At 63.2% G+C, this 16,077-nt stretch carries 17 protein-coding genes and 1 tRNA gene; 7 read left to right on the forward strand and 11 right to left on the reverse strand.

Annotation, left to right across the window (positions count from 1 at the left end):
* Positions 1-32 precede the first annotated feature (32 nt).
* The 3 genes from efeB to efeU are packed head-to-tail and all read right to left on the reverse strand — an operon-like array spanning position 33 to position 3,551.
* The gene (gene efeB, locus QRM57_RS09555) at positions 33-1,469 is read right to left on the reverse strand and encodes an iron uptake transporter deferrochelatase/peroxidase subunit (protein WP_502868635.1); all 1,437 of its coding nucleotides are present in this window, start codon (positions 1,467-1,469) and stop codon (positions 33-35) included.
* Positions 1,466-2,653: an iron uptake system protein EfeO gene (gene efeO, locus QRM57_RS09560; protein WP_284986418.1), complete on the reverse strand. Its 1,188-nt coding sequence runs from the start codon at positions 2,651-2,653 to the stop codon at positions 1,466-1,468. Before efeO ends, efeB begins: the two co-directional genes overlap by 4 nt.
* A 43-nt stretch (positions 2,654-2,696) precedes the next feature.
* Positions 2,697-3,551, reverse strand: a complete 855-nt coding sequence (efeU, locus tag QRM57_RS09565) for an iron uptake transporter permease EfeU (RefSeq protein ID WP_235517204.1) — start codon at positions 3,549-3,551, stop codon at positions 2,697-2,699.
* 563 nt (positions 3,552-4,114) lie between these two features.
* Between efeU and QRM57_RS09570 the strand changes: the two genes are divergently transcribed.
* On the forward strand, positions 4,115-4,612 hold the full coding sequence (locus QRM57_RS09570; protein ID WP_284986420.1) for a hypothetical protein: 498 nt from the start codon (positions 4,115-4,117) through the stop codon (positions 4,610-4,612).
* A gap of 331 nt (positions 4,613-4,943) precedes the next feature.
* Here QRM57_RS09570 and QRM57_RS09575 read toward each other — a convergent pair whose 3' ends face one another.
* The gene (locus QRM57_RS09575; protein ID WP_017200185.1) at positions 4,944-5,435 is read right to left on the reverse strand and encodes a YajQ family cyclic di-GMP-binding protein; all 492 of its coding nucleotides are present in this window, start codon (positions 5,433-5,435) and stop codon (positions 4,944-4,946) included.
* Positions 5,436-5,617: 182 nt separating this feature from the next.
* Here QRM57_RS09575 and QRM57_RS09580 point away from each other — a divergent pair, with 182 nt between their 5' ends.
* Together QRM57_RS09580 and QRM57_RS09585 are read left to right on the forward strand one after the other, a co-directional pair.
* The gene (locus QRM57_RS09580; protein ID WP_211712039.1) at positions 5,618-5,884 is read left to right on the forward strand and encodes a hypothetical protein; all 267 of its coding nucleotides are present in this window, start codon (positions 5,618-5,620) and stop codon (positions 5,882-5,884) included.
* Positions 5,885-6,012: 128 nt separating this feature from the next.
* A tRNA-Tyr gene (locus QRM57_RS09585) sits at positions 6,013-6,094 on the forward strand.
* 122 nt (positions 6,095-6,216) lie between these two features.
* Here QRM57_RS09585 and QRM57_RS09590 read toward each other — a convergent pair.
* Positions 6,217-6,975: a potassium channel family protein gene (locus tag QRM57_RS09590; RefSeq protein ID WP_284986421.1), complete on the reverse strand. Its 759-nt coding sequence runs from the start codon at positions 6,973-6,975 to the stop codon at positions 6,217-6,219.
* 36 nt (positions 6,976-7,011) lie between these two features.
* The gene (locus QRM57_RS09595) at positions 7,012-7,233 is read right to left on the reverse strand and encodes a hypothetical protein (RefSeq protein WP_211712050.1); all 222 of its coding nucleotides are present in this window, start codon (positions 7,231-7,233) and stop codon (positions 7,012-7,014) included.
* A 165-nt stretch (positions 7,234-7,398) separates the two neighbouring features.
* On the opposite strand from QRM57_RS09595, the gene QRM57_RS09600 reads away from it, so the two are divergent.
* Positions 7,399-7,944 (forward strand): acyl-CoA thioesterase, encoded by a 546-nt coding sequence (locus QRM57_RS09600; RefSeq protein WP_284986422.1) that lies wholly within the window; start codon positions 7,399-7,401, stop codon positions 7,942-7,944.
* On the opposite strand, the gene QRM57_RS09605 is transcribed toward QRM57_RS09600, so the two are convergent.
* The 3 genes from QRM57_RS09605 to QRM57_RS09615 are packed head-to-tail and all read right to left on the reverse strand — an operon-like array spanning position 7,941 to position 10,432.
* The gene (locus QRM57_RS09605) at positions 7,941-8,741 is read right to left on the reverse strand and encodes an ABC transporter permease subunit (RefSeq protein ID WP_284986423.1); all 801 of its coding nucleotides are present in this window, start codon (positions 8,739-8,741) and stop codon (positions 7,941-7,943) included. The two genes, QRM57_RS09600 and QRM57_RS09605, sit on opposite strands and share 4 nt — an antisense overlap.
* The gene (locus tag QRM57_RS09610) at positions 8,734-9,759 is read right to left on the reverse strand and encodes an ABC transporter ATP-binding protein (RefSeq protein ID WP_284986424.1); all 1,026 of its coding nucleotides are present in this window, start codon (positions 9,757-9,759) and stop codon (positions 8,734-8,736) included. Before QRM57_RS09610 ends, QRM57_RS09605 begins: the two co-directional genes overlap by 8 nt.
* Positions 9,725-10,432 carry a TetR/AcrR family transcriptional regulator gene (locus tag QRM57_RS09615; RefSeq protein WP_284986425.1) on the reverse strand — a complete coding sequence of 236 codons (708 nt, stop codon included), beginning with the start codon at positions 10,430-10,432 and terminating at the stop codon, positions 9,725-9,727. The genes QRM57_RS09610 and QRM57_RS09615 overlap by 35 nt, the downstream gene beginning before the upstream one ends.
* 178 nt (positions 10,433-10,610) lie before the next feature.
* Here QRM57_RS09615 and QRM57_RS09620 point away from each other — a divergent pair, with 178 nt between their 5' ends.
* Together QRM57_RS09620 and QRM57_RS09625 are read left to right on the forward strand one after the other, a co-directional pair.
* The gene (locus tag QRM57_RS09620) at positions 10,611-12,422 is read left to right on the forward strand and encodes an SGNH/GDSL hydrolase family protein (RefSeq protein ID WP_284986426.1); all 1,812 of its coding nucleotides are present in this window, start codon (positions 10,611-10,613) and stop codon (positions 12,420-12,422) included.
* A 150-nt stretch (positions 12,423-12,572) separates the two neighbouring features.
* Positions 12,573-12,950 (forward strand): thioredoxin family protein, encoded by a 378-nt coding sequence (locus tag QRM57_RS09625; protein ID WP_211712055.1) that lies wholly within the window; start codon positions 12,573-12,575, stop codon positions 12,948-12,950.
* Between the two features lie 96 nt (positions 12,951-13,046).
* Here the strand turns inward: QRM57_RS09625 and QRM57_RS09630 are convergent, their stop codons facing one another.
* Positions 13,047-13,325 (reverse strand): putative quinol monooxygenase, encoded by a 279-nt coding sequence (locus QRM57_RS09630; RefSeq protein ID WP_211712056.1) that lies wholly within the window; start codon positions 13,323-13,325, stop codon positions 13,047-13,049.
* A gap of 83 nt (positions 13,326-13,408) precedes the next feature.
* On the opposite strand from QRM57_RS09630, the gene QRM57_RS09635 reads away from it, so the two are divergent.
* Positions 13,409-15,085, forward strand: coding sequence for an AMP-binding protein (locus QRM57_RS09635; protein ID WP_284986427.1), 1,677 nt, complete (start codon positions 13,409-13,411; stop codon positions 15,083-15,085).
* A 9-nt stretch (positions 15,086-15,094) separates the two neighbouring features.
* Here the strand turns inward: QRM57_RS09635 and QRM57_RS09640 are convergent, their stop codons facing one another.
* Positions 15,095-16,066: a DNA-3-methyladenine glycosylase family protein gene (locus QRM57_RS09640; RefSeq protein ID WP_284986428.1), complete on the reverse strand. Its 972-nt coding sequence runs from the start codon at positions 16,064-16,066 to the stop codon at positions 15,095-15,097.
* Positions 16,067-16,077 lie beyond the last annotated feature (11 nt).

Here is a 16,077-nt window from a genome sequence, read left to right on the forward strand (position 1 = left end):
AGAGGGCCAGCGACGTTGCCGCTTCCGGCGGACTAAGCGAACAGCCCCTGGCCGATAAACCCGCCCGCTTCCACGCCCGGAGGCACGGCGAAGAGACCTGAACCGGTGTGCTTCAAGTACTCCACGGACAGGGTGTCGCCCTTGGCCAGTGCCAGTTGCATGGGGACGTAGTGCGTCCGTGGATCCTTGACGAAAGCAATGAAGAACAGCCCTGCGTCCAGGTGTCCCAGGCCGTCTGAACCGTCGGTGAAGTTGTAGCCGCGGCGCAGCATCCTCACACCGCCGTTCTGGTCCGGGTGGGCGAGGCGCATGTGGGAGTCGAGTGGGATGAGCGGAGCGCCTTCCCGGCCGGCCAAGGCAAAGTCGGGGGCGGTAAATTCATCGCCGCCTGACAGGGGAGCGCCGGCACCCTTGGTCCGGCCGATCAGTCCCTCCTGTTCCCGGAGCGAGGTCCGGTCCCAGGTTTCGATGTGCATTTGGATCCTGCGCGCTACCAGGTAGCTGCCACCGGCCATCCACTGCTCGGACGAACGAGCCGTGTTGGAAACCCAAACGTGCTCCTCCAGCAGTGCATTGTCCTCAACCTTGAGGTTGTTGGTGCCGTCCTTGAAGCCGAAGAGGTTCCGTGGTGTCACCTGCGCCCTGGACGTCGACGACGTTCGGCCAAAGCCCAGCTGCGACCAACGGACCCGGACCTTGCCGAAGCCAATCCTCGCCAGGTTCCTGATGGCGTGCACGGCGACCTGGGGGTCGTCGGCGCAGGCCTGGATGACGATGTCGCCACCGGTGCGTGCTGGCTGCAGGTCGTCACCCGGGAAATGCGGGAGATCGATCAAAGCCTCGGGGCGGCGCCCCTCGAGACCAAAGCGGACCTTGCCGTCCTTTTCAAACAACCCAGCGCCGAAACCGAACGTCAGGGTCAATTTTGCCGCCGGCAGGTCCAACGCTTCGCCGGTGTCCTCCGGTGGGGCGTCGTACGGGCCATCGACGGCGCCAGTCTTACCCGTCGGGACCCCGGTGGTCATGGCCTCGGCAGCGGCAGTCCAGTCCTTCAGGAGCCTGATGAGTTCCTTGCGATCCTCCGTGGTTACGTCGAACGCGGCCATGTGCAGGCGGTCCTGCGCTGGTGTCGTGATGCCGGCCTGGTGCTTGCCGAAGAACGGAACAACGCCTGAGGCAGCATCTGGTGTTGCTGCCTTCGCTTCAGCAGCCGTCACCACGTCATGGCCTAGGAAACCGGCCGCGAGGCCTGCGACGGCGCCCGCGCCGCCCACACCGGCGAGGGACAGGAGCCCGCGGCGGGAAAAGCGCGTCCTGCCGGTTCCAGCAGCAGCTGCCGTACCGCCGTCGGACGCTTCCTGCGAACTCACCACGGCGGCAGTCCCGCCGGAACGTTCTACGCCGGCAACCTCACCAGTGCGGTCCCCGTCGGCGGGACCGCTGGTGTGCCCGTAGGGGCAGCCGCTCACAAGACTACGGCTGACGTGAGCTTGGACAGGGGCTCACCCAGCGAATCGACCAAAGCGGCGAGCTGCTGGACCTGCTCAGGGGTCAGCTCGTTGTAGTAAGCGAAGCCCTCGCCCTTGGCGTGCTTCTTGAGCTCAGCCTGGAGGGCGTCGAACTTGCCTGCCAGGGACGTGGCGAGCTCAGGGTTCTTCTGCTCCAAGGCCGGCTTCAGGCTCTCGAAGGCGATCCGGGCCCCGTCAACGTTGGCCTGGAAGTCCCACAAATCGGTGTGCGACCAGATCTCTTCCTCGCCCGTGACCTTGCCGGTAGCTACTTCGTCCAACAGTTCCTTGGCTCCGTTGCCCAGCTTGTCCGCGGTGAGTTCCACGGTGCGGGTGCGCTTGGCGAGGTCCTCGGTGTCGGCTACGAGCTGAGTAGAGATGGCAGTGCGTTCCGCGGCGGTCATGGCCGTGTAGCCTGCCGGCGGGAAGAGGTCTTTCTCCGCCCGGTGCCAGCCTGTCCATTCCTGGCCAGGCTCAAGGTCCGCTTCCCGGGCGTCGAGCTTGGGGTCCAGATCGCCAAAGGACTCCGCGACGGGTTCAATGCGCTCCCAGTGCATTCGTGTGGCGGCGTACAGGTCACGAGCCTTGGCGGCGTCACCGGCAGCGAAAGCGTCTGCGAACGCCTTGGTGCCCGTGACCAGCTGCTCGGTCTGGTCCTTGACGTAGGCCGCGTACTGCTGGGTCCCCGTGTCCACGAGCTTCTGGAGATCGGCATCGACGCTGGGCTTGTTGCCGGACTCAGTGACTTCGAAGGACGCCCGGATGCCGTCACCCTGCATGCCCGGCTTGCACGCCGTGGTGTACTTTCCTGCGGGAGCAGTCACCACCAGGTTTCGGGAAATGCCCGGGCCGATGTTCTCCACTTCACCAATGATCCGCAGGCCATCCTCGGCGAGCAGGTAGAACTCGGTGACTTCCGTGCCCTCATTCTTCACGGAAAAGGTCAGGTTGCCGCTGGGTGCCGTGCCCGTGGACACCTTGCACTCGTTGGCGGTGCTGGAGACCTGGATGGGGCCATCGGTGGCGCTCGCCGGCTTGGTGTTGTCCGTGCAGCCCGTCAGGACCAAAGGCACGGCAACCACTGCTCCGATGACGGCAAGGGCCTTTCGGAACGTGGGGGATGAGGGCAGGAAAGTGCCAAACATAGGTGTTTCCTTCGTTAAGGGGGAGTGGCGTCGGGGCGCAGGATCAGGGGTGGGCCGCGACGACGGGAGCGGAGGTCTTGCTTGCAGCCTGGGTTGAAGGCTTGCGGTTGGCCCGGATGTACAGGAACAAGACGGGAACAACGTAGAGGAGCCAGGCTGCGGCTTCAAGCCAGGTGGTGGCCGGGGAAAAGTTGAGGGTGCCCTTCAGCAAGGTGCCGTACCAGGACGACGGCGGGATGGCAGCTGAGACGTCGAAGGCAAGGTTGTGGAGGCCCGGGAGGATTCCGGCTTCCTGGAGATCATGGATTCCGTACGCCAGGACGCCGCCTGCGATGACGATCAGGCCTACCCCGGTCCAGGTGAAGAACCGGCCCAGGTTTACTTTGAGGACGCCCCGGTGGAGCAGGTAACCCAGGCCCGCGGCGGCCAGCAGGCCCAACAACGCGCCGAGCAGCGGGAACGTGGTTTGTCCGGTGGCTTGCGCCGCGGCCCAAATAAACAGCGCTGTCTCCAGCCCTTCCCGTCCCACGGCGAGTGCTGCCACGAGCACCAGGCCCCAGGCGGCGCCGTCGGCTGCTTTGTCCACGTGGGAGCGAAGCTCGCTGCCCAGGCTGCGCGCAGTGCGTGCCATCCAAAAGACCATCCAGGTCACCAGGCCCACAGCGACGATGGACAGTCCGCCGCCTATGGCTTCCTGGGCTTCGAACGTCAGGCCGCGCGGACCGAAGGTGAGGACTGCACCGAAGGCGAGGGAAACTGCGATGGCGAGTCCCACTCCGGCCCAGAGCCGGGGGATCAGGTGCCGCCGGTCGGTCTTGACGAGGTAGGCCATCAGGAGGACCACGACGAGTGATGCCTCAAGGCCTTCGCGCAGGCCGATCAGGAAGTTGGCGGTCATGTAGGTTTCTTTCACTAAGGGGAGCCGTACTTAGGCCCGCCTAAGGAAGAAGAATACTGGGTTCCATCGATTACGCAAACTATTCATGTCCTAATTTGCGGCTGCATTACGGTGATCATGTCGCCGAAGGGCTGGGGCTCGCTTCGTGCTCGCCCAGTTCCTAGGGGATTCGCAACTCCGCGGCCCACCTTGTATCGAAGTCGGCTGAGCTACCCAGGGAGTTCGCTCGGGTAGCCGTCAACCGAATGGAGCCGGTGAGCAGGTCGAGACGCTTCCAGCTTCTGCGGGAGGTCGCGACTGACTCCCTGGCGCTATCAAACTATCGGACAAGCTATTTAGCCATTTGTTGGATTTATTAGTTGGGTATTGATAGTCTCGGCCATGTCCGGCCCCGGTGGTGATGCCGCTGGCGGTTCATATTTTCACTTTGGGGGTTTCTATGTCGCGTGTGTTGTCGAATGCCAGCGATTAGGACGCATATAAGGATTCTCACGGCTGCGACGGCTGTGCTCATGATGGGAATGACAATGACCGCATGCGCTGAGAAGGGGCCCAACTCGACAATGTCTGACGATGCGACGCCGGAAGAGACCATCAGTGCCAGGGAAGGACGGGACCGCGTGGTCGAACTCGTCATCAACACCACCAAGCAGCTCGACGTCACCGGCTGGTGGCCCCGCAACGGCGTCGCCGGAGCGCAGGAGTGCTCCCTCGGAAAGGGCGAGAAGGGAGCCAGCTATGGATACGACCACTGGGCACCCCAAGGAACCGACCATATCGAGGACGCCAAACGCGTAGCCGAGTATTGGAAATCCCTGGGGATGACCGTACGCACCGTTAATCCAACGACACATCCGACTGTCTTCGCAGAGGGTGGTCCGGTCCTTCGGGCTGAGTTCGATACTGACGCATCTGACAAGTCGTACAGCGTTGGTGCCACTGCTCCCTGCTCGCCGGGAGACGCTTATGAGCTCAACGTTGAGGATCAGGCCGAGCGGGATCAGGGCAAAGTACTCCCCGGGGACGAAGGCGTTGTCGTTCGAGAAGACCCCACGCAATAGCTCCGCGAGGCGACCACACCCGCTGTCCGCCACGCGGTCCTTACTGTCGCTCCCGCGAGGCAGCCGGGATAGGGGACTTCACCCTTCACGAGTTCAGCCACTTCGCATCCGGTCTGATCGCCGATGGCTGCGACGTCGTGACCGTACAGCGGTCGCTGGGGCATGCGGCGCCGTCGACCACGCTAAACACCTACTCCCACCTGTGGCCTACCGCCGAAGACAAAAACGAGGACCGCAGGATCAAGGCTGATCGCTGCGGTCCTCGGAGATTCTGCGGACCCTATGCGGACTACCGGGACAAGCGCCCAATAATCACGCGGCCAGATCCGGTTTAGCTGCGGAAGTTCACGAACTGAAGGTCGGCCTCTTCGAACTTCTTGAGGATGTTCATGGTCTCCTGCAGATCGTCGCGCGACTTGGAGGTAACCCGGAGTTCATCGCCCTGGATCTGGGACTTGACGGACTTGGGAGCCTCGTCGCGGATGATCTTGTTGATCTTCTTGGCGATGTCCTGGGCAATGCCCTCCTTGATGGTGCACTCAAGGCGGAACTCCTTGCCCGACGGGAAGGGCTCACCCTGGTCCAGGGACTTCAGGGAAATGCCGCGCTTGATCAGCTTGGACTGGAAGACATCCAGGACAGCCAGGACGCGGTCCTCGGAGTTGGCCTTCATGAGGATCTTCTCGCCGCTGAAGTCGATCTCCGCGCCGACGCCCTTGAAGTCGTATCGCTGCGCGATTTCCTTCTGGGACTGGTTGAGCGCATTGGCGACCTCTTGCTTGTCTACCTTGCTGACGACGTCGAATGTGGATTCGCCTGCCATGACTCTCCTTAGGTTTGGGGCCCTGTAGGGCGGGGTTGGTCTGCCATCCAGCCTAATACGGAAGGCGCCTTTAGGGGCGGTGGACGGCTTTCACAGTTCGCTCACAGCACACGCAAGGTTGGAACTGAGGCAGCGCGCCGAAAGTTGTACCTGTTGGAAGAGCGCAACGTCGGAGGAACAGCATGAGCAGCAAGGCCGTCCAGTCCATCAGCAAGTCCGCTTCCGCGGCAGCGGGCTCCATTGGGACGGCGGCGGTGGCTGCGGCGAGTGCGGTGGCAGCGGCGGCTGTGGCAGCCTCGATTGTCCTGAGCCCCGTTCCGGATGCAACGTCCCGCATGGACGGTGTGCACGCGGACCTGCTCCGGGCCGTACAGCTGAACCAGATCACTCCGGAGCAGGCCGAGAAGTTCGAAGCGAAACTGGCCGGCCGGATCCTCGGCGAAGCCTGAACCACGTGGAATTTCAGCGTGCTGAGCCTCGATTAGATTCTTCGCACAAACTTCTGTAAGGTTGTCTCTGCCTTCGGTTACCGGATCGAAAAGAAACGGTCTCCGGAAGTGATCTTCTTTTGAAGTTCGGCAGATTACCCGAGCGGCCAAAGGGGGCTGACTGTAAATCAGCTGGCAACGCCTACGGGGGTTCGAATCCCTCATCTGCCACCCAGGAAAAATCCCCGGAACCAATGGTTCCGGGGATTTTTTGTGCCCAAAAGCGCCCAGGGTCCAACGGGGCGTGCGAGCCCGCGGGACCAGCGGGGCATGCGAGCCCGCGGGACCTACAACTAGGGGCGTTCGGTGATCCGTCGGAGCTCGGCGATCTCCACCCTCAGTGCGGCGATTTCAGCAACCAGGTCGGCCATCTCCGCGCGGACGGGCTCCTCGGCCGCTGCGGCCTTCACTTCGGCGGCCGCCGCCATGCCCTCCGCGTTCTCCTCGATCCTTTGCACCAGCCAGGATGCGATGGACGCGGTGACGATACCCAGGACAGCGATGCCGCTCATCATGAGGGCAGCGGCCACCACCCTGCCAATGGGGGTAACCGGGTAGAGGTCGCCGTAGCCCACTGTCGTGATGGTGGTGACAGCCCACCAGGCGGCGTCGCCGAAGGTCAGGATTTTGGCGTCGGGGGCGTTTTGCTCGACGTCGAGGACCGCAAGGGCGCCAATAAGGATGAGCATCGCGGCGGCCCCTGCCACATAGGTGGCCACGCGCCCTCGCAGCGTTTCTCCTACCGTGCGTTGGAGGACCGAGAGGAGTGTCACCAGCCTCAACAGACGCAGGGGGCGGAAGAAGGGAAGCACGACGATCAGGAGTTCATGCAGGTTCCACAGGAACCAGCGTGTTCTGTTCTCGGCGAGCCACAGGTTGACGAAATAATCGAGCGCGAAGATGCCCCAAGTGATCCACATGATGACTTCGAAGGGTGTACCCGCGGCACCGTCGACGCGCCCGATGACCTGCCAGGCGTAGGCAGTGAGGAAGATAAGTGCCGTGGCCATGAGCGGCCATTCCACCAGGTCGCGGTATCGCGCTTGAGTCATAGGGGAATACTAGCCACGGCGGAAGCTAAGCCTGCGTTAGGCGGCAGGTGCTTCGAGCCAGTAACCGTCCAGGTAGTGAATCAGTTGCCGCCCCAGGCCGCCTTTGAGTTGGATCCACAGGGTGCTGCGGTCATTCGTCATACCGTCAATGGTTCCTTCGATGCGGTTGCCGCGGGCATCCTGAAGGACAACAACCTGGTGGCGGGAGAGTTCCGGCCAGACTTCACCGTGAGGCTTGGTGGTTTGCAGCGTGCTCAAAGGGGTCCCCTTGTATGTTCTTCCATCGATTCAGTTCCAGATATTGTGCACGTGTTTGATGAACCGGCGGTAAACGTTAGTGCAATCGTTGGACATGAAGTGCGGCATGCGTCCAACCCGGGCTCGTCTATTCCCTCAGAAGTTACCCGCGGGTAACATTGGGGTATGCACGTGTTACTTCGCACTCTCATGCTGCTGTTCACCTCGTCACGACGCTCCCGGCTGGGCGTGTGGGAGGAGTCATCCCTGCCTTTGCGGGTGCTGCCGACGGACATTGACATCGCCATGCACGTCAACAACGGTATGTATTTCTCGCTCATGGACCTGGGCCGGTTCGACCTCATGGTCCGCAGCGGTATCTGGAGCAAGATGCGCAAACGCGGATGGACCCCGGTTGCAGCCGGGGAGACTATTGCCTTCCGCAAATCCCTGCAGCTGTGGCAGCAATACAGCATCGAAACACGCATCATTGGCTTGGACACCAAGGCCATCTACTTTGAGCAGCGGATGGTGGTGGACGGCGAGATCTACGCCCGCGCGCACATCGCCACCCGCTTGGTCCATAAGGGCAAGCCGGTCACGCAGGAAGAAATCATCGCGGAATTCGGTGCACCTCCCGCAGGCCTGGAACTGCCGGAATGGATCCATGAATGGCGGGAGAACAACGCCCTCCCAGGAGCACGCCGCCCCGCCCCGCATGTTTGGAGCTAGACTCCCACATCCCTCCGCTGCAGAGCCACGGCCGCCAGCACGATCAGTGCTGCCGAGATCCCGAGCAAACCCACGGCAACTCCCCAATCGGCCCCATTGGCCACCGGGGAGTTGCCGTACGCCCAGTGGTAGGGCGAAAGGTTCAGCAACCACTCAACCTTGGGGCTTTGCCTGCCCACGGCGTTGAACACGTAGCCCAGGACCGCCACCGCGGCGCCAGCCGCGACGCCGAACACCTTCCGGCCCGTCAGGGCGCCCACGAATAGCGCGGCCGTCGCGCTCAGCAAGGCCAACGCGGCGAACAGCAGGACAGCGCCGGCGAGATGCCCGACGTCGATGTTCAGTTGCGCCGGACCGTTCAGTCCCAGCACCAACACGAAGACGAGAACGGAGAGGGCTGCAACCCGGACAACGATCGCCAGTGCCCGCTCCAGCACCACCTGAACACGGGTAACGCTGTGCGCCAGGGTCAGTTCCAGCAACCCTGATTCCTCGTCGCCGCCAACCGCGGCAGCGCCCCAGCCAACAGAAGCCATGGACATCAGCAGGAAGCCAATCAACCCGAACAGGGTGGCCTGCGTATAGCCGGGACCGGTCGCGATCTGGTCGTAGTTCAAGGCTTTGGTCATCTGTGGTGGCAACGCATTGATCAGCTCCTGCATCTGCGAGCTGCCCCCGATGGAGGGATAGATCGGCAGGTACAGCATGCAGGCCCCGGTGAGGCCCAAAGCCCACGCGAGGGTGGAGCGCCAGGAGTCCGTCAGGGCTTTTGTGAACAGTGGCAGGATCCTAGGCACGGTGTGCCCCTTCCTTAAGGTTGCGGCCGGCTTCAGGGCTGCGGTTGGCTGCGGAGCCGTCAGATATACCGGTGTTATCCGATTCCGCAAGGTCACTTCCTGCGTAAAGCGTCAGCACCGCCTCTTCGAGGTCGGGTTCTTCAAGCACAAGGTCCGTCAGGTTCAAACGCGCCAACTCCTGGACAAGGGCCTGGACGGGTCCGGAGAGCGAGGCGGTGGCCTCCACTGTCCGGGCCGCATGGCCGTCGGCGGGGAGCTCCCGTACTACCACGTTGGCGACTCCCGGCACCCTGGCCAGCAACGCGCCGACGTCGTCCGTCCGTGTGCCTATTGCGTTGAACTTCAGCTGCCGGACGGCAGCGGTGCGGAGGGCTTCCACCGTGGAAACGGTGACAATGTCGCCGTCGCGAAGGATGGCTACCGCGTCTGCTGCCTGCTGGACTTCGCTGAGGACGTGAGAGCTGAGGAACACCGTGGCGCCGCCATCGACCGCCTCACGGACCATCGCGTGGAACTGTTGCTGGACCAGGGGATCCAGGCCGCTGGTGGGTTCGTCCAGCACCAGCAGCTCGGGTCGGTGCATGAACGCCTGCAGAAGACCGAGCTTTTGTTTGTTGCCCTTGGAGAGCTTGCGGGTCTGCCGGTCCAGATCAAGGTTCAGCCGGTCCGCCAACTCGTTGATGTACCGCGGTTCCACTGGCCCGCTGATTGCCGCGAAGTGATCCAGCATGCGACGTCCGGTGGTCCGGTTTTCAAGTTGCAGCTCACCTGGCAGGTACCCGATCCGGCGTCGAAGGCCTGTCCCCGCGCGCCGCGGATCCTGGCCCAGCACCGAGATGGTTCCCGCGCTGGGCCTGATGATGTCCAGCAGGCAGCGCATGGTGGTGGTTTTTCCTGCGCCGTTCGGTCCGATGACTCCGAACACCGTTCCGGCCTCGACGGCGAAGTCCAGTCCGTGCAGGACCTCGCGACGGCCGAACTTCTTACGCAACCCCTCGACGACGATTGCCTGGGTCACGGGGCATGCTCCCTTCGGTGGTGCTTTCTTGTTGTTGGAGGGCTTCGCGGGCCGCATCAAGGAACCGCGAGTCCGTGTAGAAACCGTTCGTGTAGACATCCAGGGCGGGCAACGTCAGCTGCCTCAGCAACTCCGGGCCGATGCCGTGTGGCCCGGACACCGGAGCGCCCAGCACCCGGGACAGGTGCCTGCCCAGCATCAGCATGGACAGGCTGTTGGAAGCGATAACGACGGCGGTGGCCCGGATATCCGCAAAGGCCCGGATGGTTCCGGCCTGGATACCGGCGTTGATGATGTCCTCTGTCTGGCTGACCACGCCATCAAAAAACGCGTTGCCGGCATCTGATTCATCGCCCAGTGCACGCCGGATGTATGCGATCTCATCGGCGTATTCGTCCGGGTGGTTGAGGTAATCCTGGATAAGCATCCGGGTTGTTCCCGGGTCGGTCTTCTCGCGGCCTTGGCTGGCGGTCTGTGACAGTACGTGCTGGTCGCAGGCCTCACGGAGTCCGGCTTTGCTGCCGAAGTGGTGGATTACCAGGCCCGGGCTAACTCCGGCCTCGGTTGCCACGGAGCGGACCGTGGCGCGGGAGAAACCTTCACGGCCAAAGAGGCCAATTGCCGCATCCCGGATACGCGCCCTGGTGGTCAAATCTTCTGCGGTTGAACGCATGTTTCAAACACTAAACACTTGTTCAATGTGCGGCAAGGGCTGCAAGAAAAGTAACGATGTCGCAGCAATGGACGCGTCGCCGTGCAACTGGGTGACATGCATCGGGATACTTGGCTGAGTGTTTCCGGCAGGGAAGCAACGGCAGGGCAATCCGCCCGCGTTTATATGGGGTAGCAGCATGGGGTCCTCAGGATCGGACACCGGAGGATTCCGGCACAAAATCGCCACAGCGGCAGCAGCATTGCTGCTCATGGTCCTTCCGTCAGGGGTGGCGTCGGCGTCGGCGGAAACCGGGGTGCAGGGGCCGGCCGTCAGTGGCGCCATAGGACAGCTGTACAACACGAGCCCCTGGGCGCGCGGCGTCTTGCTACGGCCAACAGGTACCGAGCAGTGCACCTCTACAGGATGCGTGCAGAAATTCGCCGGTGGAGACATCGCGTGGTCGGCCAGGACTGGAGCCAGGGTGGTAGTGAACGGTGCCGTTCGCACGGCGTGGTGGGACTTGGGTGGGCCGTTCGGCTCCCACGGCTATCCCACGACCGACACGGCGAGCGGGCTTCGGGATGGTGGAACAAAGCAGGTCTTCGAACGCGGCGCCATCATTTCCTCGAGGGCCACCGGCACGCAGGAGACCACGGGATCGACCCACTTTGCCTGGCTGCGTACGGGATCCGAATCCGGCTACCTTGGCTATCCCGTTACCGGCGAGCGTACGGGACTGCCCGACGGCGGCACGTACCAGGTGTACGAACACGGCTTCATTTTTTGGTCGCAGGCAAGCGGAGCGCATCCGTCCATGGGAGCCATCCGTGAGCGCTGGCGCCAGTCAGGGCTTGAAGGCGGGGAACTTGGATACCCCACCACGGACGAATCCACCGGACTGAAGAACGGGGGATCGGCACAGCAGTACCAACGCGGAATGATCGCATGGTCCCCGGCCACCGGAGCCCACGCTCTGACCGGTGCAATCCGTGCCTACTGGTCGTCCACGGGCGGACAGAACGGTGCACTGGGGTATCCCGTGGGGGAGGAAAACCGCCAAGGGAACTTTGTGTACCAACAGTTCCAAGGCGGCACGGTCTATTGGTCGGCGGCAACCGGGGCGCACTCCACCACGAACGGTGACATCCACAACCGCTACGTGGCCCTTGGGGGAGCGGCCGGCAGCCTGGGCCTGCCCCTCACAGACAAACTTCCGCGGGCCGGCGGTTTGGTACAGCAATTCTCCAAGGGGTGGCTGGTCTGGGGGCCGGGCACCGGAGCGCAAGTCGTTGGGAATCCGACATACAGGGTGTGGTCGGAAAACCCGGGTGACTTCGGCTGGCCGCTGCGTGACACCTGGACCGATTACCGCGGCGAACATGCGGCATTCCAAAAATTGGAGACCATCTGGAACAAGGCCACCCAGGAGCTGTATTCAGCCGAGCCCGTGGACGCATCGACAGCTGTGTTCCTTGGCGACTCCCAGCTCGACCTTGATTCCTGGGCGGAACAGGGAGCCCGTGCTGCCGGCTACCCCCGGCAGGTGGTGCGGAGCATCGGCGGAATAGGTTACGTCTCCGGAAGCGCGGTTGGCTCGGCAACGGACGCTGTCCTGAACGACCGGATCCTCCTGCCCCAAGGCAACCCGGGCCTGGTGGTGGTGAACCTTGGTGGCAACGATGCGCGGATCTTCGCGACGGATGCAGCCATCCTGTCCCAGGCCAACAAGCTGTGGGACGAGCTCAGACGCAAGTACCCGCGCAGCAACATCGTGATCAATGGCGTTTTGTCCCGCTACGACTCCAGCCACTTCCAGCGTCGATGGGTGGATGGAATGCTGATGCGCGAAACCGCGCTCCGTGGCTGGCCGCACATTTCCATGGCCGGTACGGCCACCATCGCCGGAGCAGACGGCAATTACCTCGACAACATCCACATGAACCAGGTTGGCCACAACAAAGTGGCTCCGCTCTACGCATCGGCCTTGAGGTACGTCCTGGGCAGGTAGCATCCCGTTGCGGGGCCCGCTCTACGCCCTCCGGATTGGTTTTGGCCCGCTAAGCGGACCCCGCAACGGAGGGGACCCCGCCGTTATTCCCTGTGACGCGGGAAGCGAACACCGCGGGACATAGCAGGCAGGGTCGCGTACCGTGGAAGCATGGCTACAGTTGACATCACTGGAGAACAGTTCGCATCGACCATCGAGGACAACGATATTGTCCTGGTGGATTTCTGGGCTGCCTGGTGCAGCCCATGCCGCCAGTTTGCTCCCACTTACGGGGCAGCCTCGGAGAAGCACTCTGACGTCGTCTTCGCGAAGGTGGACACCGAGGCCGAGCAGCAGCTCGCCGCCGAAGCCGGGATCACATCCATCCCCACGTTGATGGCCTTCCGCGAGAAGGTTCTGGTCTTCTCCCAGCCCGGCGCCCTCAACGGACCCCAGCTGGAACAGGTCATTGAAGCCGTCAAGGGCCTGGACATGGAAGAAGTCCACGCCCACGTTGCCAAGGCCCGTGCCGAGGCCCAGGAAAGCTAAACCCGTCCGGTGAATTCGCCGGAAACGCACCGAGGTCGCCGGAAAATTCCGGCGACCTCGGTGCTTTAAGGCGTTCTCGCAGCCTCCGGCGAATCCTTAGAGCCTGTCGAGCTTGACGGGCTCGGCAAGCAGGGCGCTCAGCGACTCGTTGAGGTCCTGGACCGCGATGCCCTTGGAGTGCTTCTCGAGGAGTTCCTCGGATTCCCAGCGCTCCGTGAGGACGAGCTTTTCTTCGGTGGCTTCCGTCAGTTCGTAACGGATGCAGCCGGGTTCGTTGACGACCTCATCGATCGCGATTTCCAAAGCGAGCTTCACGCGGAAGAACTCGCCCTCGTTGGGGATAAATGTGGCCTGCAGGTCAATGGGTGCACTCATGGTTCCAACCCTACCGGCAGGACACGGCGGCGCTGGAGGTGATGACGGTTCTGTTGCGGGCACTGTCTTGGTAGCGTTCCGTCATGTTGTCCTACACCGCCGGAGACACTGACGTCCCGCTGCTTGAAGAGACCATTGGTGCCAATTTTGAGCGCATCGCCGCCCGGTTTCCCCTCCGGGACGCCCTGATCGAGGCGGCGCCCACACCGGGAGGGGACGCCCGCCGCTGGAGCTACCAGAAGCTGAACGACGACGTCGACCGCCTCGCCCGCGCGCTGCTGGCCACAGGCGTGGCCAAGGGCGAAAGGGTGGGTATCTGGAGCCCCAACTGCGCCGAGTGGACCATCCTGCAATACGCCACAGCGAAGATCGGCGCGGTGCTGGTCAACGTCAATCCTGCATACCGCAGCCATGAGCTGGAGTTCGTGGTGAAGCAGAACGGCATGCGGATGCTGGTGACTGCCCCGTCGGACAAAAACAGCGACTACGTCGGCATGGCGCGTGCTGCGGCTGTCTCCTGTCCCGAGCTTCGCGAGGTGGTGTTCCTCCCAGGTGACCCGGCGAACGGACTCACAGCCGGCGTCCCCGAAGCGGGCCACGAACTGTCCTACGCCGAGCTGCTGACCCGTGCTGACGGCGTCGCGCCCTCAGCGCTACGCGACCGCATGGCAGAACTCGATCCGCACGATCCCATCAACCTGCAGTACACCTCGGGCACCACGGGCTTCCCGAAGGGCGCCACCCTGACCCACCACAACATCCTCAACAACGGGCACTCGATCGGCAGGCTCCTGAACTATACAGAGCATGACCGTGTGGTCATCCCGGTGCCCTTCTATCACTGCTTCGGCATGGTGATCGGCAACCTGAATGCCCTGAGCTTCGGGGCTGCCACTATTATTCCCAGCCGTGGGTTCAGCCCGTCGGCGGCCCTGGAAGCGGTGCAGGACTTCGGCGGGACCTCACTGTACGGCGTTCCAACCATGTTCATCGCGGAGCTGGCCCTGGAGGATTTCGACTCCTATGATCTCTCGACCTTGAGGACGGGAGTCATGGCCGGATCCCTTTGTCCCATCGAGGTTATGCGGCGGGTCATCGATGAGATGCACATGGTGGATGTGGCCATTTGCTATGGCATGACCGAGACCTCGCCCGTGTCCACCATGACGCGCGCCGGAGATACGTTGGAGCAGCGGACCAGCACCGTGGGACGGACCATGCCGCACCTCGAGAGCCGGATCGTTGACCCTGGAACCGGTGAGGTGGTGGAGCGGGGAGTGATTGGTGAGCTCTGCACCAGGGGCTACGCGGTGATGCAGGGATACTGGGGCCAGCCGGACAAGACCGCCGAGGCCATCGACGCCGAGGGTTGGATGCACACCGGCGACCTCGCCCGCATGGACCAGGACGGCTACCTAGTGATCGAGGGCAGGATCAAGGACATGGTGATCCGCGGTGGTGAAAACATCTACCCGCGTGAAATCGAGGAGTTCCTGTACTTGCACCCGTCCATCCAGGACGTGCAGGTGATCGGCGTCCCCGACGAAAAGTACGGCGAGGAGCTCATGGCCTGCATCATACTCAAACCCGGAGCCGGTCCGCTGACTGCCGCGGACCTGGCCGAGTACTGCCGGGGCAAACTGGCCCACTACAAGATCCCGCGCTACGTGGATGTCCGCGAGAGCTTCCCCATGACGGTGTCCGGCAAGGTACGGAAAGTGGACATGCGCCAAGAGGCGGTCTCCCGCCTTCACCTCTAAAGCAACGCTTTAGTGGGAGCGGTGGTCCTGCACGGTCATCCGGGGTCCGAACGTGGGTTTGCGGAAGCCACTCAAGTACAGCATCCGGACCACCCGTTGCCGCTGCCCTTGCCAGGGTTTCATCAGCTCGATCATGCCGGCGTCGTCGGTCTTCTGTCCGGTCAGCGCGTATCCGACGTAGGAAGCCAAATGGTAGTCGCCCACGGAAATCGAGTCGGGGCAGCCGTGGGTTCGTTGGACCACCTCGGCGGCCGTCCAGATCCCGATGCCCGGGATGGTCTGCAGCTTGGCTCCGGCTTCCGCTGAGTCCAGTTGCGCGAGACGCTCAAGGGCGACGGCGGACTGCAGCGCCCGCATGACTGTTGCCGAGCGCTGTGGCCCGACTCCGGCTTTGTGCCACTCCCACGATGGAATGGCCAACCACTGCCTGGCAGTTGGGGGAACGAGGAGCCCCGCGGGGGCCATGCCAGGGGCCGGCGTTCCATACCTGTACATCAGGTACCGGTACCCGCGCCGTGCCTCCAAGGTGGTGACCTTCTGCTCCAGGATGGTGGGCACCAATGAGTCAACCATCCGCCCGGTGGAGGGTAGCCGCACAGCCAGGTTCCGGCGTCGTGATTCTGTGACCAGGCGGGGGAGCGTGGCATGGAAGGCTGGTTCGTCGAAAGCGGTCCAGTCATCGTGGGCGCCGAGCAACCTGGGCACCGCGGCCACGGCATCCGCGGCGCCGGGGCCCCACGCCTGGGCATCCACGAAGCAGCCGGCCCCGAGGCCGCCTCCCGAGAGACGCAGCGTAACCGGTCCCGAAGCAGCGGTGAACGCCATCCAGTAACCGGAGGAGTGCGCCGCAAAGGATGGATCAGCATTGCCCCGCATGAGGGGGAACATGGTCTGATCCAAACGGAAGGAACTGCCGGGATGCCACCTGATGGCTGCATCTGCCGCGGCCGCAATGCGTGGCGGGGCTTCTGCGATGGTCATGTTTTCATGGT

The organism is Arthrobacter sp. fls2-241-R2A-172 (assembly GCF_030208885.1).
Taxonomy (GTDB): domain Bacteria; phylum Actinomycetota; class Actinomycetes; order Actinomycetales; family Micrococcaceae; genus Arthrobacter.